Origin of the sequence: Arthrobacter sp. MYb227 (assembly GCF_002975435.1) — a bacterium.
In the GTDB taxonomy this organism is placed as follows: domain Bacteria; phylum Actinomycetota; class Actinomycetes; order Actinomycetales; family Micrococcaceae; genus Paeniglutamicibacter.
Genome location: NZ_PCPT01000004.1, coordinates 189,717 through 214,374, shown reverse-complemented (window position 1 = coordinate 214,374; position 24,658 = coordinate 189,717). Strand labels below are relative to the sequence as shown.

Annotated in this window: 23 protein-coding genes; 15 read left to right on the top strand and 8 right to left on the bottom strand. The window is 55.2% G+C overall.

All coding sequences use genetic code 11. From position 1 onward, the window contains the following. Positions 1–35: 35 nt before the first annotated feature. Together CQ018_RS10870 and CQ018_RS10865 are read left to right on the top strand one after the other, a co-directional pair. The gene (locus tag CQ018_RS10870) at positions 36–1,070 is read left to right on the top strand and encodes an ABC transporter permease (protein ID WP_374954196.1); all 1,035 of its coding nucleotides are present in this window, start codon (positions 36–38) and stop codon (positions 1,068–1,070) included. Then, positions 1,067–2,770 (top strand): ABC transporter ATP-binding protein, encoded by a 1,704-nt coding sequence (locus CQ018_RS10865; RefSeq protein ID WP_105550020.1) that lies wholly within the window; start codon positions 1,067–1,069, stop codon positions 2,768–2,770. Before CQ018_RS10870 ends, CQ018_RS10865 begins: the two co-directional genes overlap by 4 nt. A gap of 234 nt (positions 2,771–3,004) precedes the next feature. Here CQ018_RS10865 and CQ018_RS10860 read toward each other — a convergent pair whose 3' ends face one another. Continuing rightward, complete coding sequence (locus CQ018_RS10860; RefSeq protein ID WP_105550127.1) at positions 3,005–3,469, bottom strand: GNAT family N-acetyltransferase; 465 nt, start codon at positions 3,467–3,469, stop codon at positions 3,005–3,007. Positions 3,470–3,505: 36 nt separating this feature from the next. Next, the gene (locus tag CQ018_RS10855) at positions 3,506–4,120 is read right to left on the bottom strand and encodes a TetR/AcrR family transcriptional regulator (RefSeq protein WP_105550019.1); all 615 of its coding nucleotides are present in this window, start codon (positions 4,118–4,120) and stop codon (positions 3,506–3,508) included. 258 nt (positions 4,121–4,378) lie between these two features. On the opposite strand from CQ018_RS10855, the gene CQ018_RS10850 reads away from it, so the two are divergent. Both CQ018_RS10850 and CQ018_RS10845 read left to right on the top strand, forming a co-directional pair. Continuing rightward, complete coding sequence (locus CQ018_RS10850) at positions 4,379–5,542, top strand: acyl-CoA dehydrogenase family protein (RefSeq protein ID WP_105550018.1); 1,164 nt, start codon at positions 4,379–4,381, stop codon at positions 5,540–5,542. A gap of 173 nt (positions 5,543–5,715) precedes the next feature. Beyond that, on the top strand, positions 5,716–6,246 hold the full coding sequence (locus tag CQ018_RS10845; RefSeq protein ID WP_181149846.1) for a MaoC family dehydratase: 531 nt from the start codon (positions 5,716–5,718) through the stop codon (positions 6,244–6,246). Positions 6,247–6,273: 27 nt separating this feature from the next. Here CQ018_RS10845 and CQ018_RS10840 read toward each other — a convergent pair whose 3' ends face one another. After that, positions 6,274–7,029, bottom strand: a complete 756-nt coding sequence (locus CQ018_RS10840) for a response regulator (protein ID WP_105550017.1) — start codon at positions 7,027–7,029, stop codon at positions 6,274–6,276. Continuing rightward, on the bottom strand, positions 7,026–8,657 hold the full coding sequence (locus CQ018_RS10835; RefSeq protein ID WP_105550125.1) for a sensor histidine kinase: 1,632 nt from the start codon (positions 8,655–8,657) through the stop codon (positions 7,026–7,028). Before CQ018_RS10835 ends, CQ018_RS10840 begins: the two co-directional genes overlap by 4 nt. A gap of 182 nt (positions 8,658–8,839) precedes the next feature. Here CQ018_RS10835 and CQ018_RS10830 point away from each other — a divergent pair, with 182 nt between their 5' ends. The 11 genes from CQ018_RS10830 (at position 8,840) to CQ018_RS10785 (ending at position 20,041) form a co-directional block, all read left to right on the top strand. Next, complete coding sequence (locus CQ018_RS10830; protein WP_105550016.1) at positions 8,840–9,841, top strand: tripartite tricarboxylate transporter substrate binding protein; 1,002 nt, start codon at positions 8,840–8,842, stop codon at positions 9,839–9,841. Positions 9,842–9,843: 2 nt separating this feature from the next. Continuing rightward, positions 9,844–10,350 (top strand): tripartite tricarboxylate transporter TctB family protein, encoded by a 507-nt coding sequence (locus tag CQ018_RS10825; protein WP_105550015.1) that lies wholly within the window; start codon positions 9,844–9,846, stop codon positions 10,348–10,350. After that, on the top strand, positions 10,343–11,890 hold the full coding sequence (locus CQ018_RS10820; protein ID WP_105550014.1) for a tripartite tricarboxylate transporter permease: 1,548 nt from the start codon (positions 10,343–10,345) through the stop codon (positions 11,888–11,890). Before CQ018_RS10825 ends, CQ018_RS10820 begins: the two co-directional genes overlap by 8 nt. Further along, positions 11,887–12,300, top strand: a complete 414-nt coding sequence (locus CQ018_RS10815) for a universal stress protein (RefSeq protein WP_105550013.1) — start codon at positions 11,887–11,889, stop codon at positions 12,298–12,300. The genes CQ018_RS10820 and CQ018_RS10815 overlap by 4 nt, the downstream gene beginning before the upstream one ends. A 183-nt stretch (positions 12,301–12,483) precedes the next feature. Then, on the top strand, positions 12,484–14,358 hold the full coding sequence (locus tag CQ018_RS10810) for a P-loop NTPase fold protein (protein ID WP_105550012.1): 1,875 nt from the start codon (positions 12,484–12,486) through the stop codon (positions 14,356–14,358). A 285-nt stretch (positions 14,359–14,643) separates the two neighbouring features. After that, complete coding sequence (gene dxr / locus CQ018_RS10805) at positions 14,644–15,879, top strand: 1-deoxy-D-xylulose-5-phosphate reductoisomerase (RefSeq protein ID WP_105550011.1); 1,236 nt, start codon at positions 14,644–14,646, stop codon at positions 15,877–15,879. After that, complete coding sequence (locus CQ018_RS10800; RefSeq protein WP_105550010.1) at positions 15,873–17,255, top strand: RIP metalloprotease; 1,383 nt, start codon at positions 15,873–15,875, stop codon at positions 17,253–17,255. Before dxr ends, CQ018_RS10800 begins: the two co-directional genes overlap by 7 nt. Before the next feature lie 205 nt (positions 17,256–17,460). Further along, positions 17,461–17,913 carry a DUF6153 family protein gene (locus CQ018_RS20320; RefSeq protein WP_146111877.1) on the top strand — a complete coding sequence of 151 codons (453 nt, stop codon included), beginning with the start codon at positions 17,461–17,463 and terminating at the stop codon, positions 17,911–17,913. Positions 17,914–18,057: 144 nt separating this feature from the next. Further along, positions 18,058–18,681 carry a CueP family metal-binding protein gene (locus CQ018_RS10795; protein WP_181149845.1) on the top strand — a complete coding sequence of 208 codons (624 nt, stop codon included), beginning with the start codon at positions 18,058–18,060 and terminating at the stop codon, positions 18,679–18,681. A gap of 81 nt (positions 18,682–18,762) precedes the next feature. After that, a complete protein-coding gene (locus CQ018_RS10790) occupies positions 18,763–19,551 on the top strand; it encodes a helix-turn-helix domain-containing protein (RefSeq protein ID WP_105550009.1) in 789 nt (262 codons plus the stop codon). A gap of 40 nt (positions 19,552–19,591) precedes the next feature. Next, positions 19,592–20,041: a hypothetical protein gene (locus CQ018_RS10785; RefSeq protein ID WP_105550008.1), complete on the top strand. Its 450-nt coding sequence runs from the start codon at positions 19,592–19,594 to the stop codon at positions 20,039–20,041. Between the two features lie 149 nt (positions 20,042–20,190). Here CQ018_RS10785 and CQ018_RS10780 read toward each other — a convergent pair whose 3' ends face one another. From CQ018_RS10780 to CQ018_RS10765, 4 genes are all read right to left on the bottom strand, one after another. Continuing rightward, complete coding sequence (locus CQ018_RS10780) at positions 20,191–20,808, bottom strand: LysE family translocator (protein ID WP_105550007.1); 618 nt, start codon at positions 20,806–20,808, stop codon at positions 20,191–20,193. 71 nt (positions 20,809–20,879) lie between these two features. Continuing rightward, a complete protein-coding gene (locus CQ018_RS10775) occupies positions 20,880–21,671 on the bottom strand; it encodes an AraC family transcriptional regulator (RefSeq protein ID WP_105550006.1) in 792 nt (263 codons plus the stop codon). Positions 21,672–21,855: 184 nt separating this feature from the next. Beyond that, positions 21,856–22,230, bottom strand: a complete 375-nt coding sequence (locus CQ018_RS10770) for a hypothetical protein (RefSeq protein ID WP_146111876.1) — start codon at positions 22,228–22,230, stop codon at positions 21,856–21,858. A 206-nt stretch (positions 22,231–22,436) separates the two neighbouring features. After that, positions 22,437–24,266: an HNH endonuclease signature motif containing protein gene (locus CQ018_RS10765; RefSeq protein WP_105550004.1), complete on the bottom strand. Its 1,830-nt coding sequence runs from the start codon at positions 24,264–24,266 to the stop codon at positions 22,437–22,439. Positions 24,267–24,658 lie beyond the last annotated feature (392 nt).

Here is a 24,658-nt window from a genome sequence, read left to right as displayed (position 1 = left end):
ACCAGAACAACGACGAGCTACGAGGTTCATCGAACATGCAATCAGAAATGGGACCGGACGGACACCCCGTGGTTTCCTTGGCCGAGGTTGAAGACGCCGAGCTGGCTAAAAATGAGAGTCAGTCTAGAAGCCAAGGCCAACTTATTCGCCGACGCTTTCTTAACCACAAACCGGCAATTATCTCCAGCGTGGTGCTCGTTTTCATTACGGTGATGGCTTTCAGCTCCATTGGTTTTGCTGGTATCCCAGGTTGGTGGGATAAAGACTATTCAAAAGCCGGAGAACTTATCAATGGTGGTGCACCAACCCTTAGCCTCTTACCTACTTGGCTGGGTGGTAGTGGACTTGCCTTTGGTGAGAGTCCATTTGGGCAAGACAATACTGGTAAGGACTATTTTGCCCTTGTCATGCGTGGTACTCAAAAGTCAATCATCATCGCAGTGATCGTAGGCATGGTTGCTACGTTCATTGGTGCCATTATCGGTGCCGTTGCCGGGTACTTCCGCGGCTGGGTTGATGAAGTCCTGATGCGCATAACCGACCTGTTCATTGTCATCCCGTTGCTGGTCCTTGCCGCTGTGTTGGCGCAGATGGTCGGCAACAAGTCTGGCTCTATATTTGCCTTAGCATTTGTGCTTGGCCTTTTGACTTGGACGGGTCTAGCCCGACTGGTTCGTGGAGAAATTCTCTCCTTGCGAGAACGGGAGTATGTAGCTGCGGCACAGGCTATGGGGTCTAAGACAAGCCGTGTGATTTTCAAGCACCTGCTGCCAAATACCGTTGGCGTTATTGTTGTCAACGCGACCTTCGCCATCGCCGGTGCGATTCTCTTGGAAACCTCCTTGAGTTACCTCGGCTTTGGTGTTCAGCCTCCGGAAACTTCACTGGGCTTGCTCATTAGCCAGTACCAAAATGCATTCACCAACAGGCCATGGCTCTTCTGGTGGCCGGGTATGATCATCGTTGCTATCGCTCTGAGCGTGAACTTCCTCGGCGATGGCCTACGCGATGCGTTCGATCCCCGCCAGACCCGCAAAGCAAAGCGCCGCAAGACAAAGGAACTCTCATGAGCACCCAGACACACGAGCCAGCCACCACCGGCACAGCACTGAGCTTTGAGAACCTTTCGGTCACCTTTCAAACCGAATTCTCCGATGTGAAAGCCGTCAAGGGGCTCTCCCTTGAGGTTTTCCCCGGCGAGGTAGTTGCACTGGTGGGCGAATCAGGGTCCGGTAAATCCGTAACCTCAACCGCCGCCATGGGTTTGCTCCCCTCGAATGCGAGCATCACGGGTAAGGCCTTTGTGGGAGGAATCAACGTTGTTAATCTTCCCGAAGCCAAGATGCGTAAGATGCGTGCCACGGATATTGCCATGGTTTTCCAGGAACCGATGACGGCGTTGAACCCGGTGCTTACCATCGAGCGTCAGCTCACCGAATCGCTGGAACTTCACGGTCTTGCCTATGGGAAGGAAGCCACCGCACGTGCCGTCGAACTGTTGGAAATGGTCGGCATTCCCGAACCGCGCAAGCGGATCAAACAGTACCCACACCAGTTCTCCGGCGGCCAGCGTCAGCGCATCGTCATTGCCATGGCAATTTCCTGTGATCCCAAGGTGATTATTGCCGATGAACCAACTACCGCACTTGATGTGACGGTGCAGGCCGAAATCCTTGATTTGCTGCGCGAGCTCAAGGACAAGCTGAACACCGGCATCCTGTTGATCACCCACAATATGGGTGTTGTAGCCGACCTAGCCGACCGCGTCGCGGTGATGTTCCGTGGTTCGCTGGTAGAAACCGGAACCGTGGATCAGGTGCTCAACCGCCCACAGCACCCGTATACGCAGAAGCTCCTGGCGGCGGTTCCGCGCCTTGAAGCAGTGGACATCAGTGGTGACTGGCAACCAGAACCGATCGCACCGGTCAATCCGAACCGCACGCTGGTTCTTGAAGCCAAAAACCTGGTGCTCGAATACGATATGCGGGGTTCCAAATTCCGTGCCGTCGACGATGTTTCATTCGAGCTGGCGCGCGGGGAGATCCTAGGCATCGTTGGCGAATCGGGTTCCGGTAAATCAACGATTGCCAAGGCAGTGCTGGGCTTGCTGCCCGTGGCCTCGGGTGTGTTAGCGGTGCAGGGACAAAACCTCACCCAGCTGCGTCCCAAGGCGGCGCGTGCGGTACGAGCCAAGATTGGTGTGATCTTCCAAGATCCTGCGGCGTCCCTGAATCCGCGTTTCCCGATTGGTGACTGCATCACCGAACCCATGGTGGTACACAAGGTAGGGAACCGGGCGGCCCGCATTAAACGTGCCACCGAGCTTCTAGAGGCGGTTCACCTGCCGGCATCGGTCATTAACCGTTACCCGCATGAGCTTTCCGGTGGCCAGCGTCAGCGCGTATGTATTGCACGTGCCTTGACTCTGGATCCGGAATTATTGATTGCCGATGAGCCCACCAGCGCATTGGATGTTTCGGTGCAGGCCGCCGTGCTTGAAATGATTCAGGAACTTCAGGAACGCTACGAGTTCGCCTGCCTCTTTGTCAGCCACGACCTTGCCGTGGTGGACCTCCTGGCCCACTCGGTGGTTGTGATGAAGGATGGGCATGCAGTGGAGCAGGGACGCGTCTCGGACGTATTGCACGCACCGCAGCACGACTACACCCGCCGACTGCTTGCCGCGGCACCAGTTCCGGAGCCCGGCGAACAGGCAGTGCGCCGCGAGGCCCGTCGTATCCTGCTGGCAAATGACAACCCGGATAGCTAGTCCCATGTAGCTGCTAGACAACATTTAGCGTGATTCATACCAAAGGCTGGTTCATTCCCACGGGGAAGGACCAGCCTTTGGTGTAGACACATTGACCTTGACCTATAGACCGTGTACTCAAAGCAAAGGACCGAAGGCTCCCCTTGAATTCCTTCTAAGGGTGAGCATCCGGTCCTTCGTCGTCCCAAAGCCGATAGCGCTCAGGGGGGAAAAATCTGCAATGAGGGACGTGGCCTAGACCAGTTCCATGATGAATTCTTTGACGACCGCGGCGCGGGCGTTGGAGAAATCTGCTGCCTCATCGATGACCTTGAAACCTCGTCGTTCCAAAATCTTGATCGAGCCAACATTGTCTTGGGGGACCCGTGCACGCAATGGACGATTTGTGTACTCGGCAAGGAAAGCATCCACAGCCGAGGTAGTAATGCCCTTGCCCCAGAAGCGGCTGGCCGTCCAGAAAGTAATCTCCGGGATCTCCTCGTGTTCGAAAACCAGGATAGAACCGGCGATTTCGTCCTCATGCTCAATGGTGCGCACAATGACCTTAGGATCGTTGATGATCGATCCCCAATGGTGGTTAAAGACTCCACGATCCGATGGGTTGCGTGCCGTAAAGGCAGCCATCAAATTCGCCTCGGGGTCTTGCTGGTGTTCGAAGAACTGATCTAGGTCTTCGGGCTGTATAGGCCGTAGCTTCACGGTCACTGCCTCTCTATTGTGTTGATCGACTTATCCCTAGCCTACCGGGGTGGACAAGGCTGCGGTCGCCATCTGGTTTAGTAGTTTACGCAAGCCCTTTTTGGACGTGCGTGGGTTATGTGCGGAGTGAGCCGGGGAATTGAGCAATCCAAAGGCCGCGTGCGCCCTAAAACGGATCACTGTTGCCGATTCTTGCGGATGAATCAGGTGTAATTGCTCTGTCCACAAGGCAATATATTCGCGCTGAAGTTTTCGCACGAGGTGCAGTTCGGCCTCCGGGAGCGCGTCGAGGCTACGTTCTTGCACCTGGATCATTTCCGGACGCGTGAGGGTGAAATCTGTGTGGAATTCGATGAGCTTGCCCAGGATTTCCTCGGCACTACCCCCATTGGCGCGCACTTCTTTTCCGCCCTTGAGCAGGTCTCTACTCATGCCCACCAACAGCGCAATCAGGACAGCGGATTTGCCCGAAAAATGTCTATACACGGCAGGTCCGCTAATGCCGCACGCAGCACCTAGGTCCTCGAGTGAAACGCCCGCATAGCCACGGATAGCAAAGAGCCGGCTGGCTTCCTTGAGCAAATCTGCGCGGCGTTGTGCCTTGGCCCTGTCCCTGTCGGTTGAAGCCGGGGTGAGTGGCATGGCATCCATGGGTGTGTTCGCTGCTCCTTTGCGTTTCCTGAGCTGAGTCGCGGTGCGGGCTCATGTGCGAGGAACGCCGAATTGAAATCTTGCGCTGAGGCCTAGACAAGTGTGCCGTCCGACACTAGCCTCGAATTCAGTTAATGATCACTAACAATACGTGGTCAACTAACAATCCCCAAGAGCTTTACGGGGAGCAGGCCACAGACGTCGGTGGATACAAACCCCGCGGCAAATGTGGGCACAGGATCTAGAAGGGGCACTACAGTGATCAACCTGGAACTAAACGACGAATACCAGCAGCTCGTTGACACGGTACGAGAATTCGCCAACGAGGTGGTGGCACCCGTTTCGGCACACCATGACGCCGAGCATTCTTTTCCTTATTCGGTGATCTCCCAGATGGGTGAGCTTGGTCTATTTGGGCTTCCCTTCAGCGAAGAATACGGGGGGATGGGCGGTGACTATTTTGCCCTGGCCCTAGCGCTTGAAGAATTAGGCCGAGTCGATCAATCGGTTGCCATCACCCTCGAGGCCGGGGTAAGTCTTGGTGCCATGCCGATCTATAGGTTTGGCACCGAGAAGCAAAAACAAGAGCTACTTCCGAACCTTTGCGCAGGAAACGAACTCGCAGGATTCGGGCTAACCGAACCGGAAGCCGGGTCCGATGCCGGAGGAACCAAGACCAAAGCGGTGCTCGAGGATGGTTCCTGGGTTATAAATGGCAGCAAGGAATTTATTACCAACTCCGGCACCGACATCACCTCCTTTGTCACGATTACGGCGATTACCGGCTCCACGACCCGGGCCGACGGTAGCGCGGCCAAGGAAATTTCGACGATCATCATGCCGCGTTCTACCCCGGGATTCACCGTTGAACCGGCCTACAATAAGGTGGGCTGGAATGCCTCGGATACCCACCCGCTATCTTTCAAAGACGCACGCGTGCCAGAAGAAAACCTCTTAGGTGTGCGGGGACGCGGATACGCAAACTTCCTTTCAATCCTCGACGAAGGGCGCATCGCGATTGCAGCTCTCGGAACCGGTGCCGCGCAAGGATGCCTTGACGAATCGGTGGCCTACGCAAAAAGCCGCACAGCATTTGGGCGCAGCATCGGTGAAAACCAAGGAATTTCCTTCATGATCGCCCGCATGGCTGCCCGCGTGCACACCTCACGACTTGCCTACTATGCCGCAGCAGCCAAGATGCTTGCCGGCAAGGATTTCAAGACCGAGGCAGCAATCGCCAAGATGGTCGCCGGGGAAGCGGCAATGGATAACGCTCGGGATGCTACGCAAATCTTCGGTGGCTATGGGTTCATTAACGAGTCATTGGTTGCACGGCATTACAGGGATTCAAAGATCCTTGAAATTGGTGAGGGTACAACCCAAGTTCAATTAATGCTGATTGCACGTTCACTAGGACTTTAATTCTTTATACCCTTGCCAAAGTGGCCCCAGTTCTTTGTAGGATGAGGGTTACTAGGGGCTTTTAGCAAAAACGTAACGCACCACCGGTGAACATCTGTCCGGCCACTATCTACGGGCCAAGGAGATCTGTAGGACACCGGTAGCGCTACACCTAAAGATGAAGGGGCAACGCGATGATGAACGAGGACCAACCTCGCAGGATTGAACAACGCGGGCTGTATTTCGATGAGCTTGAAACCGATACGCTCTACGTTCATTCCCCGGGGCGCACCATGACCGAGGCCGATAACGTCCTATTCACCACGATGACCATGAACACTCAGGCATTGCATCTTGACGCGGCATTTTCTGCCACCCAACCCTTTGGGCGGCGGGTCATGAACTCCATGTTCACCCTTGCCACGATGGTTGGACAGTCGGTCTCCCAACTCACCCAAGGAACCCTGGTTGGGCAGCTGGGGCTATCTGATATTCGTTTCCCACACCCGCTCTACCCCGGAGACACTCTCTACACCCAAACAACCGTCATTGACTTACGGCCCTCAAGCTCTCGACCGGGGCTCGGGGTGGCTACCTTTGCCCATATTGGGCGCAACCAGGATGGTATTACCGTTGCCGAGGCAACACGTGTGTGCCTGATGTTCACCCAGGAAGCCCACCTGGCGCACCAGCGTGGACACTTTGGAACCGATGACTGGACCTAAACCGAGGCCAGGAGCGAGAAAAATATTCTAGTAGGTGCCGGGATTCCAGGAATAACGATTTTCCGGACGCCCGGCACTTCCATATTTGGGGGTCAACGTGGCCCGAGACTGGGTGACCAAATATTCGAGGTAACGTCGTGCGCTCACGCGTGCCAGTCCCAATTCGGTGGCCAGCTCGGCCGCCGAATAGTCGGCGCCCGGGACCCGTAAGAGCTCGGTCACCGCATCGAGGGTGTTCTTCGAAAGCCCCTTGGGCGGTTGCTGGGTTTCCATGACGATGCCCCTTGCAGCATTGGACGGCCCCCCGCCGTGAGCTTCCGGGGCCGGTAATACCGTGGAGCGAAGACTATCGATACTCTGCTGATTCAGTCCCCGATCCGCGGTATGCAATTTCAAAAGTGCCGAACGATGCGCCACATACCTATCTAGTCGTGCCCTGAACTCGGCCGAGCCAAAGGGCTTGACTAAATACTCGATCACTCCGCCGGCGAGCGCCCTGCGTACCGTGGACAGCTCGCGGGCGGCAGTAATGGCAAAGACATCGAGTTGGGAGCCCAGGGCGCCAGCACGTAGTTGGGAGAGGACCTCTAGGCCGGACAGATCCGGTAGATGGATATCCAGTAAGAGAAGGTCGGGACGGAGGGTTTTGACCATTTGTAGTCCCGCGGCACCGGTGTGGGCGGTGCCGATGACTTCGAAGGCCCCATGAGCCATGAGGAAGCCGTGGTGCACTCCTGCAACTGCTAGGTCATCGTCGATGATGACCGTGCGGATCGGACTCATGGTTCTCCCGGTGCTGCTATGAGATGTGCTGGTTTGCGGTGGGTGAGGGTGGGCGGAAGCGTCACAGTGAAGGCTGCCCCGCCCAGATCCGAGCTGGTGACGTTGATGGTGCCGCGTCTGCGAGTGACAACCCGGTGGACCAGGGCTAGTCCGATGCCGCGGGCCGCATGCTCGGTGTCGGTGCTTTTGCTGGTGGTTCCCAGGTTCCACATGCTTGCCTGTAGCTCGGCGGCGATGCCCGGACCATCGTCATGAATTTCTATCAGGACGCTTGCATCGGCTTCCTCACTGACAAGTAGTTCGATGCGGCCCTGGTGGACTATTGCCTCGATCGAGTTATCCAGCAGGTTGCCTAGGATGGTGATCAGGTCTCGGGAGAGCGCCGGTTCAGAAGGCGCGAGGACAGATTCGTCATCGATGACAAGCTCGATGCCTTTTTCGCGGCAGATCGCCCCCTTGGCCAGCAGCAATGCACCAAGTTCCGGGTCGGAGACGGAGGCGAGGGCCTCGGCGCCGGTACGGGAGGCGGAGGTGTCTGCGGTGCCAATGAATTGGGCCGCGGCACGGATCTCGCCGAGTTCTAGCAGGCCGGAGATGACGTGAAGGCGGTTTGAAAATTCGTGGGCCTGGGCACGTAGTGCCTGGGTCATGTCCCTGGCCCCGCTGAGATCGCGCAGCATGGCATGTAATTCTGTGCGGTCTCGCAGTACAACCATGGAGCCCACGTGAGATCCGGCGACCGTGGCACCGGAAACCTTGGCGAGCAGGATGCGCTCGCCGGCCAGGACTAGTTGTTCGCCTTCGGGCTCGGTGGCGATCAGTGCTGCTAATTGTTCTTCTAAGACTAGGTTTGCTGCCAGGCCCACCACGTCTTCTTTGATGTCCAGCAGGCGTTGGGCTTCGTCATTGAACAGCGTGATGATGCCGTGGGCATCAGTAGCGATCAGCCCATCGCCAACCCCGTGTAAGAGGGCATCGCGGGATTGGAGCAGTTCGGCGATTTGCTCGGGTTCTTGGCGGTGGATACGGCGCCAGACAAGCCTCGAAATACTAAAGGCCCCGATGGTTCCCACTACTGCCGCACCAAGGAGCCAGCCAATGAGTACCGGGAGTTTTTCGAGCAGGTCGGCTCTGAGTTCGCTTTCCAATACGCCCACCGAAGCGGTGCCAACGACCTCATCATCGATCCAGACCGGGACCTTGACCCGCCAGGAGGTGCCAAGGGTTCCCTGCTCGGTTCCCACAAAGATATCTCCGGAGAGTGGTACCGAGGGGTCTGTGGAGACTTGTTCGCCGATGCGATTTGGGTTGGGGTGTGAGTAGCGGTTGCCCTTCGCATCGGTGACTACCACGTAGGTGACATCCGAGGCCTGCCGGATGAGCTCGGCTAGGGGTTGGATGGTTGTGGCAGGGTCCGGATCATCGAAGGCTTCGATGATCGTGGGAAGCCGGGCCACGGATTCTGCAACACCGATGAGGCGGTCCTGGTGTGAATCCCTGATGGCATCTGCCTGCAATATTGCTGCGACCACACCGGCCACCGAGATCACCAAGAGTACGATGCCCACTTGGAGCAGCATGAGGTGAGTGCGCAGCGAGGGTGCGCGTAGTGGTGAAGTGCGGAGCATCACACTAGTTTGGCATGCCCCGGCGCGGGTTATGGTCGTGACCAAAATGACCAATACCACCACTATCACCAGATACTTCCGGTGGGCGTGTGGTTTTTATAACGTCAGTCACGCACCGAAAGTGGTTTGGATCACGTGAGGTGCCTTTCATTCGCACCCCCCTTGGACAAGGAAGTTCCACAGTGAAACTCAATCGCTCGACGAAACGACGCACAGTACTTGCCGCCGCGGTAGCCATCGCGGCCCTGACCCTCACCGCCTGCGGTGGCACGGCAAGTGACGCCGGCGCCGCAGGTGAGATCAAGAAGCTGAACATCATTGTTCCGGCCAACCCCGGTGGTGGCTGGGATCAGACCGGTCGTTCCATGCAGGCAGATCTGACCGCTAATAAGCAGGTTGGCTCGGCTTCCGTGCAGAACATTGGTGGTGCCGGCGGCACCAACGGTCTTGCCAAGCTAGCCACCGAAAAAGATCCAAACACCTTGATGGTCATGGGCTACGTGATGGTGGGATCGGTTGAAACCAACAAGTCTGCATCCCGCATTGAGGACACCACCCCGATTGCTCGTTTGACCGAAGAGCCACTGGTGCTTGTGGTTCCGGCCTCCAGCCCGTACCAGAGCATCGATGACCTGGTCACAGACATTAAAACCAAGGGTAAGGGCGTTGCCATTACCGGTGGTTCGGCAGGCGGTGCGGACCACATCCTGATCGGTCAGATCCTCAAGGCCCAGGGCATCGCCGCGGACTCCTTGAACTACATTGGTTACTCCGGCGGTGGCGAGTCCCTTGCCGCCTTGTTGGGCAACAAGGTTCAGGCAGGTATCTCCGGTGTTGGCGAATACGCCGAGCAGGTCAAGGCCGGCAAGGTCCGTGCCCTGGCGGTCTCCGGACCCGTAGAAGCTCCAGCACTTCCGGGTATCAAGCCACTGAAGGATCAGGGCATCGACGTGGTGCTGACCAACTGGCGTGGTGTTGTGGCACCGGGATCCATCGATGAGACGCAGACCAAGAAGCTCACCGAGATGGTCACCAAGCTCAACGAGTCCGAGGCCTGGGCCACGACGCTGAAAGACAACAACTGGGATAACGCATTCCTTGCGGGCGCCGAGTTTGATTCCTTCCTCACCGAAGACATCACCAAGGTCAAGACCACGTTGACCGAGATCGGTCTGATTAAGTAATCATGCAGACCACGCAGAAGAATCTGGGAGAAGTTCTCTTTGCGCTGGTCTTCGTAGTACTCGGTGTAGCGGGAGTGATCTTCGCCGGAACCATTGAGGTTCCGGATCTGGAGTTCGGTATGGGCCCACGGGCCTTCCCCTACATCGTCAGCTCACTGTTGTTGGTCGTTGGAGCGGGCCTGGTCATCCAGGCGCTCCGCGGCCAGCTCGGTGATGCCGAGGACGGCGAAGACATTGACGCAGAAGCCAGTACCGACTGGATTACCATCGGCAAACTCGCCTTCTTTGTCATCATCCACATTGTGCTTATCGAACCGGCCGGTTGGCCCGTTGCAGCGGCAGTAATGTTCATTGGTGCAGCCTGGGCGTTGGGTGCCAAGCCGTTCTGGCGTTCGGTGCTCATCGGTATCATCCTGGCCCTGGTTTTGCAGTACCTCTTTGGTGGGCTGCTGGGCGTATCCCTACCGCGCGGCCCGTTGCTGGAAGGACTTGAGTTCCTCAATGGATAACCTCAATATGCTCATGGAGGGCTTTGCCACGGCGGCCCAGCCCGTCTACCTGCTCTACGCGCTCTTTGGTGTCTTCATTGGCACAGCAGTTGGTGTACTGCCGGGTATCGGACCGGCCATGACCGTTGCCCTGCTGATGCCCATCACGTACTCCCTTGAACCAACCGCGGCAATGATCGTGTTTGCCGGAATTTACTACGGTGGCATGTATGGCGGGTCGACCACCTCGATCCTATTGAACACCCCTGGTGAGTCTGCCTCCATTGTCACAGCGTTGGAGGGTAACAAGATGGCTAAGGCGGGACGCGGAGCCGCGGCTCTTGCCACCGCAGCCATTGGTTCCTTTGTGGCAGGCACCATCGCCACCGTGCTGCTGACCTTCCTGGCTCCGATTATCGTGGACTTTGCCATCAACTTAGGTCCAGTGGACTTTGTGGCCCTCATGGTGGTCGCCTTCCTGACCATTGGTGCGTTACTGGGCGGATCGATCATCCGCGGCATGGCCTCATTGCTCTTAGGCCTGTTCATTGGGTTGGTAGGTGTTGATGACACCACCGCCCAACAGCGTTACACCTTTGGCATCGCCGGACTGACCGACGGCATCGACGTGGTGCTCGTGGCAGTTGGCCTCTTCGCCGTGGGTGAGGCACTCTATGTAGCGGCCCGCATGCGCAAGGGACCGATTGAGGTCATGAGCATGGGCACCGAATCGGGAAATAGTGCCAAATGGATGAGCAAGGATGATTGGAAGCGGTCCTGGAAGCCGTGGTTGCGTGGAACCTTTATTGGTTTCCCCATTGGTACGGTTCCTGCAGGGGGAGCGGATGTTTCAACATTCCTCTCCTACGCAGCCGAACGAAAACTTGCCAAGGGCAAAAACAAGAAGCAATTTGGGCACGGCGCCATAGAAGGCGTTGCAGGTCCAGAAGCAGCAAACAATGCTGCGGCCGCCGGGGTCCTGGTACCACTGCTGACCCTGGGCATCCCCACCACGGCAACCGCAGCGATGATGCTCACCGCATTCCAGCGCTACCAGATTCAGCCCGGTCCGCTGTTGATGGAAACCAACGGTGCGCTGGTCTGGGCGCTGATCGCCAGCCTCTACATCGGCAACCTGATGCTGCTGATCCTGAACCTGCCACTGGTTGGCCTGTGGGTGAAGATCCTACAGATCCCCAGACCTTACCTCTATGCAGGAATCCTGGTCTTTGGTGCCCTGGGTGCCTACTCGCTGAACTTCGCGCTCATGGACGTAGGAATCCTGTTGGTCATAGGGGTCCTTGGCTTCTTCATGCGCCAATACGGTTACCCGGTAGCCCCCATGGTTGTGGCAATGATCCTTGGCCCCATGTTTGAAGTTCAGCTGCGCCGAGGCCTTCAAATCTCCCAAAATGATCGCAGCGCCTTGGTCTCAACACCGTTCACCTGGGTGGTCTATGGAGCACTGATCCTCATGTTTGTTGCCTCCTTCTTCATCAAACGAGCACAGAAGAAGATGGAATCGGTTCAGCTTGAACCAGAACTTGAGGAAAGCAAATGAGAATACCTGATAAGAAACTAAGGACCGTAGTCCTTGGATATGTGCTAAGCCCGCTGGGGCATGCCGCGCTAGAGGCCGCAATCACCGAATGCGCTCGCCGAGATGCAAAACTCTTGGTCATCAACTCAACTCGAGCCGATCGCACAGTCGATAAGAACTACGCCTTCTCCGATGACCTAGCAACGCTGCACAGCATACTTCAAGAAAGCGGAGTCACGTACGAGGTCCGTCAATTCGTTTCCGAACAGCTAGCCAGTGATGATGTGATCGAAGCAGCCGATGAAGTTGATGCAGAACTCATAGTCATCGGTGTGCGTAGGCGCTCGCCGGTGGGCAAGATGTTGATGGGATCCGACTCCCAACGGATTCTTTTACAGGCGGACTGCAATGTTTTGGCGGTCAAGGCCTAAATCGTAAACCGAATCTCAGAGAGGAATGGGAAGCAAGAGATTGTAGCAACCTGTTGAAGCGATTGGAAGCTCCGGTATTACCTAAAATAATAGGGTTTTCGGATCGCTTTAGTCTGCGTAATATCTCGAATAATTGCTGATCAGGGCTAGAAGCCTGATCTTGAATGGTATGTTCGCTGGGAAATGGATGCGGCAGACAGAATGCCGATTCCCTCAGAATTACTTTACAGATCGGTGGAAATTGTGCGGAAAAGCAGCCGTGATTTAGGTTTTGATGACGTCCCGGCAATCGAAGATTCATTGTCGATTTCTTCGTACATTGATGGATTGGTTGATTTCATAAATACCTGCCCGTCTCCAATGACTCTTGCCGTGCAGGGTGCTTGGGGGACAGGGAAGACCAGTGCCATGCTTCAAATCGGAAAGAAGCTTAGGGATGAACGAAACGACGTTCAGACAATATTCTTCAACACTTGGCAGTATTCACAGTTTGACCTAGGCGAAAATCTGGCAATCAGCATGCTCAAAGCAATTGCTGAAGGACTGAAAGAAAACCAACCAGAAAACCAGAAGTCCGGAAAATTCGAAAACCTAACTCGTCTGATACTGCGCGCAGGAAGAATATACGCCAGTAAAACAGTGCCAGCGGTGCTTGATATTGCCGGGATGGCCATGGCAGCGAAAGCCGTTGGGGCAGCAATTGAAACTGGTTCAGAGCTTATGCAAGCAAACGTGGAAGAACCAGACAGTGTGAAAATTCTTGCATCGCTTCGTGAAGCATTTGAATTCGCAGTGGCCGAATCCAATCAAAGGGTTGTTGTTTTTATTGACGATCTTGATCGCCTCGCACCGGGGAGAGCTATCGAAGTGATGGAAGCGATCAAGGTCTTTCTTGACGTCCAGAACTGTGTGTTCGTGTTGGCTATTGATTTTGACGTAGTGAAGATGGGAGTGCAGGAGAAATACAGCACATCAGTATCAGAACGAAAAGCACGATCATTCTTTGACAAGATTATTCAAGTTCCATTCCACATGCCTGTAGCGCGTTACAAGATGGAGGCCTTTTTTGAGCAGGGATTAAAGCTAGCCGGAATTGAGAATGTGTCCGATGATTTTGAGAAGTTCATGGAACTCTCGGCAGCATCTGTAGGTTCGAATCCAAGATCTACAAAACGACTGTTAAATACGTTTTTGCTCCTCAAATCAATATTGGCTAAGGAGAAGGATGACTTCGGTCGTGATCTTCACCTTTTCGGAACGTTATGTCTTCAAACCGCGTTTCCCGAAGCTTATGCGGCTATAGCTGACAGCGCTCGACATTCTGAACCAGCTGATGAATTCTTGCGATATGCGCAATTTGATGAAGACGCGAAAAATACTACTTGGGGTATTCCCACGGACGAGATTGGACTGCTTGACCATTTCTATGAAGAGTTAACACGAGCATTCACAATCAAGGGAGAATTCTCTAAGGAAGCTTTCAACAGTGCATTTAGTCAGTCGACCATCACAAGTGTCACTTCGGGAGGAGCAACGCAATCACGAGTCACTCGAACTTTCGACCGGAATGAACGAAGGTTGCGATCGGTAGAGAAACGTTCTGAATCACTTGTCGACTTGGCGTTCCAGTTCGAAAATGAACTCACGTTGCTGGATGAAGCATTTGCTGCCCAAACCAATCCGATTGATTGGACGATGCGTATGAGGCAAGACCAAGCACGCATTGGGTTGCTTACTATCAGAGCTAATGATTTAAAGATTGCGTTCGAGTTCAAAAGCGATGCCCTATCGATTGACGACCTCTACAACGAAGCTCAGAATTTCGAAACCAGAATAGTCGGTCAATTTATGGAGACTGATTCGTCGACCGATAACACGGAGAGACCAAAAGTGCGCCGCTTCACGCAAGCTAACAAGCGATATGTCATCGTTGAAGTGACAATGCTCAAAACTCCAGCGCAGGTAAGTGCTCTTGTCACAGCAGTCCGACCGTTCTACGCTGCGTTAGCCCATGATAAATCGGGAAACTCACTACAAAATCTTGTGGCCTCGAGATAGCGCGAACCATATTTCTCAGCAGTGGTGACAACAGATCTCCGAAATCTTCTGTCGCCACCGCTGTGAAGTCCTAGCTGAAAATTGGCCATAGATCTTTAGGTTCAAGGGTGCCCTGTATTGTCCAAATGGTGATAGCGGTTCGGAATTTCTTATAAGAAATTGTTTCCATAAAAGTTGCTCCGTCGATCCCTCAACCAAAATTTGGTGCAACTAGCGTCACCTCATCCAATAAATCACGTCGGTTCATAAAATCTCCATTGGGCTGACACAGAATCACCGACCATAATGGATGAGGTGAGTACAGCGCAGCCTTCAAAACCATTCATTCCTCCGGTCCCCGGAAGTATTCGGCGTGTCACGCTGATTGGATCCACCGGATCGATTGGCACCCAGGCCCTTGAGGTGATTGCCGATGCCCCGGACCGATTCAGTGTTGCCGCGCTCTCCGGTGGCTACAACCTAGAACTACTGGCAACCCAGGCAGTTGCCACCCGCGCACCCGCGGTGGGTTCGGCACATCCAGACCTTGACGCTCTTGCCACGGCAATCAAGAACGCTGCGGCTCTGGCCAAGGTATCTGACTACTCACCACTTCTTTTTGCCGGTACCGATGCAGCAACACAGATCGCCGGGTTCCCCGATGCCGATGTGGTACTCAACGGCATTACCGGATCCATCGGACTGGCACCCACGCTTGCCGCGCTAAACGCCGGGCACCTGTTGGCCTTGGCAAATAAGGAATCGCTGATTGTTGGCGGGGCATTGGTCAAGGAAGCAGCAGCCCCGGGGCAACTGGTCCCCGTCGATTCCGAGCACTCGGCCCTGGCCCAGGCTCTGCGCTCGGGAACACCCGAGGAAGTGCACAAGCTGATCGTTACCGCCTCGGGTGGACCGTTCCGTGGCTGGAGCCATGCCCAGCTACGGGATGTCACCCCGGCCCAGGCGCTGGCTCACCCCACCTGGGACATGGGCAAGGTCATCACCACCAACTCGGCCTCAATGGTCAACAAGGCTCTTGAGGTTATCGAGGCGCACCTGCTCTTTGATATCCCACTGGATCGTATCGAGGCGGTGGTTCACCCACAGTCAATGGTTCACTCGATGGTTGAATTCATTGACGGATCGACAATCGCTCAGGCCTCACCCCCGGATATGGCACTACCCATTGCCTTGGGCATTGGTTGGCCGCATCGAGTGCCAGGGGCTGCACGGCCCTGCGATTTCAGTCAGGCCCAGGCCTGGACCTTTGAACCGTTGGATGTGCAAGCTTTCCCCGCCATTGAACTGGCCAAGAGCGCCTCGGCGGCCTCGGCTACCCACATGGCCGTGTACAACGCGGTGAATGAGGAAGCTGTTGAGGCATTCCATGCGGGAACCATTCGCTTCACGGATATCGTTGAAACCATCGAAGCAATCCTGCAAAGCTACACCCCAGAACCCGGCGCCTTGAGCGTTGAATCGGTACTGGCCGCCGAGACCTGGGCACGAAATACTGCCGCCAAACGTTTGGAAGCATTGTGAGTATTATTCTTTTCATCCTCGGCGTGCTGATCATGGTGCTTGCCGTTGGCATCTCCATCGGTCTGCACGAGGTCGGTCACCTGGTCCCAGCCAAGCTGTTCAAGGTCCGCGTCCCGCAATACATGATCGGCTTTGGCAAGACCATGTGGTCGTTCAAACGCGGAGAAACCGAATACGGCTTCAAGGCCATCCCGTTGGGTGGTTACATCTCGATGATCGGCATGTACCCACCGGCCAAACAAAAGGGCCTGGTGGGTGCCACCGATGCACCGGCGCTACGTAAATCCTCCACCGGGATGTTCCAACAGCTGGCCGATGAGGCCCGCAGCGCAGCCGCCGAACAGCTGCAGCCCGGGGATGAGAACCGGATGTTCTACAAGCTACCGGTCTACAAACGCATTATCATCATGCTCGGTGGCCCCACCATGAACCTGCTACTGGGCATCATCATGGTTGGAATTGTCACAGTTGGTTTTGGAACCCCGGCACAGACCAGCACCGTGGCAGAGGTCTACCAGTGCGTGGTTCCGTTGAGCCAAGAATCCCAGCGTGATCCGGCCGTGAACAATGGATGTAAGTCCACCGATGCGCCGGGACCTGCCTATGCCGCGGGCTTGCGCCCGGGGGACACCATTACCTCCTTCAACGGTGAACCCGTGGAGAAAACTGCGTGGCTGGAACTGACTCAGGCGATCCGTTCGCACGCGGGTGAAGCGGTACCGCTGACCTATGAACGTGATGGGGTTGCTCATTCGACGAGCATCACTCCGTACAAGACCGAACGCCCGGTGATTGATGCCGATGGCCGTGCGGTCACCAACGCCGATGGAACTCCCAAGACCATTGATGTTGGATTCATTGGTATGGGCTCCAAGGTGGAGAATATTTCTCAGCCGGTTTCCGAGGTACTGCCCATGGTGGGTTCCCAGATCCGTAGCGTTGCAGGGATTGTGCTTGATCTTCCCGCACGTGTGTTTGCCGTGGGGCAGGCGGCGTTTAGCGATGCACCTCGTGACCCCAATGGCCCGGTCTCCGTGGTGGGTGTGGGGCGCATCGCCGGTGAGATCAGTGCCATGGATCAGATCGGTGTTGCCGATAAGGCAGCATCGCTGATCTCTTTGATCGGTGGACTAAATATTGCCCTATTCGTCTTCAACTTGATCCCGTTGCTGCCACTTGATGGCGGCCACGTGCTGGGTGCGCTGTACGAGTCGGTGCGTCGTTTCTTCGCCAAGATCTTCCGTCGCCCGGATCCGGGACCTGTCGATATCGCGAAGATGTTGCCGCTGACTTATGTGGTTGCCGTGGGCATGCTGGTCATGGGTGCGGTATTGATATACGCCGATATTGTTAAACCAGTCAAACTTTTTGGCTGACCTCAGCTAAACGCCAATGGCCTCCTGACCTCCCCAACTTTGGGAAGGTCAGGAGGCCATTGTCTTGGGGGTGCCTGGAACAATCCAGGACCAGATGGTGCAAGCTCGGGTGGGCCTGAAGGTTTTAGCCGGCGAAAAGGTGCATCAGACGCCGTGGCGCTTTTTGCTTATGAATTACACAGCCGCGCCACGTAGTCTTACAGCGATGAGTTCTAAGCCAGCATCCTCGGGTGGGCACGGTCGAAAGTCCTTGCTCGGCTTTGTGCTCCTGGGAAGTCTTGTTGTGGCATGCATCATCATCGGATTGCTGCTGATGCATGGCCTGAATCTACATGGCATGTCCGCAGCGCCACAGCACACTTCAGCATCGGTAAGCTCGATGCAGAGCAACACGATGGTCGGTACCTCAACTTCCCGACATGCTGTTGAGGGAATACCCTTCGGCGGATGCGCCGACTGTGGTGCGCATAGCCAGCATCTAGTTGCCGGGGCAGCATGCTTCCTTGCTCTTTTTGGTGCGCTGATTATTCTGCGGCGGCCAGCGGGCAAAGTATTACGCGGGGAATGGTTCAGCTGTCCTCACCGGGTCTTTAGTCCAATACTCGGGATATTTACGCGTACGCCATCGCTTCAAGAATTGTGTATTAGCCGTACGTGAGTCGGGACGAAGTACTTCACTTCCCTTAGGGGATGCCTGCCCATGGTTTAGGGATCAGGATCGTTTGGGCGCGCCTTGAGCTGCCACCGAGACATGTGCTAATGCCACCCAGTTTTTTGATTTCAAAGGAAATACCCACCCCCCATGTCTACTGTTTCCACTAAGAAGAGCAAACCGCTAGCCATCACAGTCTTTGCGTCACTGGCGATTGGTGCCCTGGCGCTCACGGGCTGTACCAGCAATAACCAGCAATCCGCGGCCCCATCAGTATCGCAAGCCGAAAGCGATGCCTTCTTGAGCGCAAATAATCTTGCGGGCCTCGACGCGCGCCAGATGATCGATAAGCTCGATTCCCTGCCGGTCGCCGAACGTCCAAGTAATCTGATGGCCTCGGTTCGCCCGGATGAGCTGATCCTCATCGATAAGAAGAAGCAGCAGGTTTCCCTGCCGATCCCACAAGATCAGTTTTACCTATCGTTTGCTCCCTTCAAGACACAAACACACGACTGCCACTTCCACAGCCTGACCACGTGCTTGGGTGAAATGCAGAACGAAGAAGTCACGGTCACCATCACCGATGTGAAGACCGGTGAGAAGATCGTCGATAAGACCGTGAAGACCTTTGACAATGGTTTCGTTGGGGTTTGGTTGCCGCGCGGGATCGAGGCAACGCTGAGCGTGGAGCAAGGCGAGCTGAGTGCGACGTCACCGATTTCCACAGCAACGAGCGAAGATGCTACCTGCCTGACCACCATGCAGCTGAGCTAAACGCCAGCTAACTCGGTGAGGTTCTGATTCTCACACGGGAGCCGGGACCTCACCGGGGATGAGAGATATACAGTGAATTGTATGCACCGAACCGCCGCTCAGAACCTCGGCAAACCCCAGCGGTTCACCGTGGCTACAAACCTTCACTTGCCTGGTGCGAGTACTGGTTTGGTGGAGTCCTATTATTCGCTTACAACCACAAACGATCATGGGTTTCTTGTTTCGCCCGATGGGTTGACGGGGCTGGTGCTCATCGATGAACAAATATGGTGGCTTGGCCCGCAAACCTGTCCTTGGCTGCCCGAGCGTAGCGGCTTAGAAGTTTATGGATTGCGCATCGGTATGGAGTGGGGCCAGCTCATCGCCGGGGTACCGCTGGACAAAATGCGTGATGCACGAGTGCCCATCGAAGAATTGTGGGGGAGAGCCGAGACCACATCCGCCACCTCGTTGTTCCCACAATTACCTCTTGAACGACTCAGAACACTCCTCCTTGCCAGGGCAACGGGTGGTTTCGTAGATCAATGGGTTACCAAGGTGGCCGGGTTGATTCGGGCCGGGGAACACTGTGTGGCAGAGATCGCAGATCTTTCCGACGTATCTAATCGGCAGCTTCACCGCCGGTGCCTCACATACTTTGGGCTGCCACCTTCGGTACTCATGCGTATCTTTCGGCTGCGTCGTGCGGCTACTGACGTTGCCCAGCGCAAGAATCTAGAACTTGCCGAGCTAGCGGTGGCCAGCGGTTATTTTGATCAATCCCATCTGAACCGCGACACTCGAGAATTATCGGGACAAAGCCCAACCACGGCGTTTAAACGTGCTTCGAATGTCCGATTCGTCCAATACCAGCCAAACGCCGCGCAGTAACGTGTGACAAGTCAGCAAAATCAATAGTGGAGGACACCGGATGAATGACTGGACGAGCGTTACCGAAGCCATAGCAGTAGCACTTGGCGGCGAGAAAGAACGCGGCGGCAGGCTCTTGTTGGACTGCTGGAATGCAACAAAACCCTCGAATCATACGCATCGATGCGTGCTTGCCCATTACCTCGCCGACACCCAGAACGATCTTGAGCAGGAAATAGCATGGGATGAGATTGCTTTGAAGGAACATGCTTTCCTAGAGGATACGGATCTCGCCCCGCTGGGTATTGCCTCCGCTCGCGGTCTGCTTCCTTCACTGCAACTAAATCTTGCCGATGGGTATCATCGCCAAGGCAAAAATGATCTAGCCAGGGATCATGTGGGTCAAGGACTGAACGCAGCCGAGACCCTCAACAAGGATGGTTATGGACAAATGATTCTCGCGGGACTGAATAATTTGGCTCAACGGATCAATGCCGTAGAGCCCAACTAAGCGAGAACGAAAGATGGTTAGCTCGCGAAAACTCAATGTATTGCTTGCCGTGGAGTGCGAAAATCTGCTGCGGGAATGGCCTCTGCGAGGCGGAGCGTTACCCTTAGCTCTTAACGCAATCTACCGTTTGGCAGTTCACCGACGGATTTTTAGCGCACCAGATCCATGGCTAGCGTTATGAACATTCCCGCACCTAAGAGGATCAGGAATGCTCCGGCGGTTTTGGTCATCAACGGAAGTAATCGTGAAAGTGTGCTCAGCGAGCGGTTCGATCCCAGCAGCACGGCAATGAATAAATCCCAGCCCAACACCACGAAAAACATCCAGCTTCCGTAGAGCATGAGGGGCAGAGCCCCGGCACCGGAAAGCGCCGTGGCAAGACTTAGATAGAACAAGGCATTCTTGGGATTCAGAAAGCCCGAGGCAAATCCGAGTCCTAGGTTCTTCCACCACCCGGTGCCGCTGCCGTGGGTGGTGTTGGTCAGTTCGAGGCTGATGGTGGCACGCAGAAATACCAGCCCAATGTAGGTCAAGAACAATCCGCCGGCACCCTGAATCACCTGCAGTACCGCGGGGTGAGAAATCATTGAGATTCCGGAGAATGCTGCAATGATAAAGATGCCATTGGCCGCTGCGATGCCCAGGCAGGTGCCACTGGCGGTGCGCCACCCGTTGGCCAACGTCGTGCGGGCGATGAGAAAGAAGTCGACTCCGGGGACCAGCAAGGCTAAAAAATGTGCTGTTGCTACGGCAATGAACTGATCCATGAATCCCTACGCGATGCTTGATGACTTGATACATCAAGGGTGCGGGAAATCAATGGGTTGAGTCTTGTACGTTATTGCGGCTCGCTGCGGTAACTACCCGGGGATGCTGCAACGTGGGATCGAAAGACGCGGTGGAAGTGGCTTTGATCCACGAACCCCAAGACATGGGCCGTATCCGCGAGCGAATGACCAAGGCGCAGCATGCCACGAGCCGTGATGACGCGCTGATTGTGTCGCCAAGCAAGCGGGGGTAATCCCGTTGAACGTTTCATCGAACGAATCAATTGATATTTGCTCATCCCGGCAATTGCAGCGAGTTCCTCGAGCACCGGGTTTTGCTCGTCGAGGCGTAATTTTTCAAGCACCGGGGCCAAGCTAATGAGCAACGTGGCCTCGGTGTGGGCGGTTAAGACGTGGGAAGGTCTTGTTTTGGCGCACTCTTTGAAAGCTTGCCCGAATCCATCGGTAATATCCGCGCTACTGGCATTGGAAAACAGTAGCTCATTGGCGGCGCTAAAACGTGAATGAATGTGCGCTGAAGTGTACACGTGGATACCGCTGAACAGGGTGGTGTCGGCGGGCAAGAGATCTGCGATCCAGGTCTCGTCGGCATGGATCATTTGGTACTTCCAAGTGCCCGACTCGGGGTTACAGGCGTGTACATGGCCAGCGGGAATGATGATGACATCACCGGCTGAAAGTTCCAGAGATTCACTACCTGCACCACTGAAAACCGTGCTGCCCGCATCGATCAAGCCAATCGAAAACCGCTCATGCGTGTGCTGTTTGTAGCAGGTATTTTCCTTGCAAGAACGCCGGGATTCAATGTGCGGTATCGCGGGGCTATGCCAGAACTCACTCACGCATTCGTTCCTTAAATTGATCTTGAATCTGTTGGTTCCAAAAGTATCAGTAAGCAGGGCCACCGATCGTGAACGTGCAGGTTAATGACAGATTCGATGGTTAAACGTGGGCCATGAGCAAAAGGTCTTATGAATCGAGACTCAGGAACTAGCTGCGCAGAGCATTTATGGCTTCGAGCCACTCTTACGATCCCTCGTGCGCTGTCTTTTCGGCACCGTTGTTCAAATAGTCCTGCAGCAGGTCGAATGTTTGGCCCTTGCCATCGCTCATCTTCGAGAAAATGCCGGTGCTAAGTAGTAGCCACAGAAAGCGGCTGCTACCAATTTTTCCTCCGCTGGCTGGCGAAAAACTGATCGTTTCGGTCAACCGGTAGCCTTGGTCGGCAGGTTCCATGGTCGGCCGGACCCGCTGCAGCACGCCGGTCTGTTTGCCACGAAACTCGAGAATCGACTGATCAGCATGGTTAGTGATGATCCACCTGACCTTGTGCTCGGCAGACAGGTTGCTGGTGGCAGGATGCGTAAAAGCTTCCCAAATCTCACGGGGATTGCCTGCCAAGAGTGCAGTAGTGCTACAGGAGGTGTATCCCACCGAATTCTCTTTCTACGCATGGTCCCGGGAATATCGCAGCTGTTGAACTCCCAAATGTCCTTGTCAACACGTCAGTTGAGCTCTGCCATAGAGACAAAGATGCTAACTAACTCGATAGAGATGGCTTGTATTTTGGCTAGCTGTGCGGCACACCGGGAGTTACTCTCAGGTTTTTAGAACAAGGTGGGGTCTTCGGGGAATGTGCGCCAGTAGTTGTTGCGTCGAAGCTTTTGTTCCGGGTCCATAAATGAGGGTAGCCGCAAAGAGAACAGACCATCGGGCGCGCGCACGATTTTGATCAACCCCGTGTGATAACCGTGGTGATGGTTCGCGCACCCGGGGAGCGCTAAATTAATATCCGTCCGGCCACCTTGAGACATGGCTTTCACATGGTGAATTTCGCAATGTTCGGGTGGCACGGTGCAGCCAGGGAACGCGCAGCCACCGTAGATACCGAGGATAACTTTGCGCATGTATTCGGGGAAGAATCGTTCTTCGGTGCCCAGATCCAGGACTTGGCTTTTGCCGTCCATCACCACCGGAATCACACCTGCATTGCAGAGTTGTTGGCGTAGTTCTGCAGGAGTGAAGCGTTGACCGTGTACACCGATGCCGGAGGCGATGGCCTTGCCTTCGAGTTCGGCAAGAGTTGTATAGATGATCATTTCCGGTGCGGGCAGTCCGCTAACTTTTCTTCCGGTGCTTCTTCCATTGGTTCGAAGTAGGTTGATGAGTCCTTGGAGGTGTCTTTGGGGTGGGGTGAGTCCGTCGGTTCCATAGTTGGTGTTGTTCATGGCGGCCAGGACTTGAGCCTCGGTATCCGCCGGTTCCATGGTGAGCCGTTGAACATCGGCTGGGTTAGTGAACGGTTGCCCGGTTTCCGGATTGATGAGGAAATCGGGGAAGCTTTGGCTGGTGCTGGTGGAAGAAGCCCTCGCGGTATTGGAGGACTCGCTTGCTACCTTGTGGGGTAGCTGATTTTCGGTGAGGATAGCTGAACCGGATACCGCGGAGGTATCACTATCCTCAGCGGTTACCTCCTGGTTGGGAACATCGGTCGTTGAAGCGTCGTCTACGCTCCTATTGGCCTGGTTGGCCAAGGCTTCACGATCCCCGGCCTTGGTGCGTGGGTTATCCGTTTGGGCACAGAGAGAATGGATGAGCTCGGCATCGGCGGCGCGAACCTTGAGCAGGAATTCTGCGATTCCCTTTTTGGTGCCGTGGTAGAAAAGTCCTGTTTTGGTACGTAAGGTTTCTTCGCTAGGTTCGGCGGTGCCTTTTTCGAGAGTGATTTCGATGGCGTTGAAAAGCTTGTTGGTGGTGCGTGGGTCTTGCTCGCGTACCGATTCGGCGATTTGGGACTCTAACGCATCGGAGAGCGCCTCGGCATTGGGATATTGCTTGATATCAGGTTGCATGACTTCGAGCTTTTTGGCGGCTCTGGCGAGTTGGGTGGGGGAGGTGTTTCCGGTGCTCAGTTCCTTGCCCAAATGCGGGAATCGCGGTGCTCGTTCGGTGCCCGTGTGATCTAGGTGTGGCAGAAGTCGGGCCGCTGCTTGAACCCTGTCGCGGGCGTCGTAATAACCAATACGCAGGATGTGTTGCAGCAACTCGGCGGTGTCTTTGAAAGTAGGGCGGCCAGTGAGCATCCGGATGGGCTCTTCGGGCAGTTCTGTGACACCTTCCGCGTAATCATTCAGATTACTGAGGGCCTCTTTGATACCGGTGAAAGTGTCTGACTTCAATTGGTGCGCGTTGGTGCGTTGCAGGGTTTCGGTGGCAGTGAGTTGTGCGGCCTCGGTAATGCGGTGGGCACGTTCGACCAATTGCGCCGCGGCACAGGTACGGGTGCGCGAAATGGTGTTGCTGGTGATACGTGGGGAAAGTTCTTCAAGGGCAGCGATCAGCATTGCGTAGGCGCGCAGCTCATCGTCCGGAGACACTTGGTGCTCCGGATGCTCACGGTGACCCGTGAGGGTGTCGATGAGGGCTGTTGCAAACATGGAACTAAGTGTGGCCGAAATTTGAGGTTGCAAACGTGGGAAACAAAAATTGTGGATAACTATTTTGCGTTGCGTTGCGGAGGTGGGGGGTCGGTGTGGGAAAGGACTGCGACGTCGGGAGCGTTGCTTGCTGTAGATGTTAGAGGAAATATGGTCCTAGTGTGAAGACAAATGGTCAGTGGACCCGAGGGCCGAGCCGTGTGTGGTTCCCTGCTGTTTATTGGCAGGCAAGTGGTCACTTGCCTTCTTTTTTGGCCAAAATGTGTCGTAAAGACTCGTGAATGGAACAGCGGGAACGCAGGTACACGAAGTAGCCCGGGGGGGAACTATTAACTCTGAGTTAATGGTTGCCTGGATTTCTCGCAAAAGACCTAAATATAGGTAAACGATGG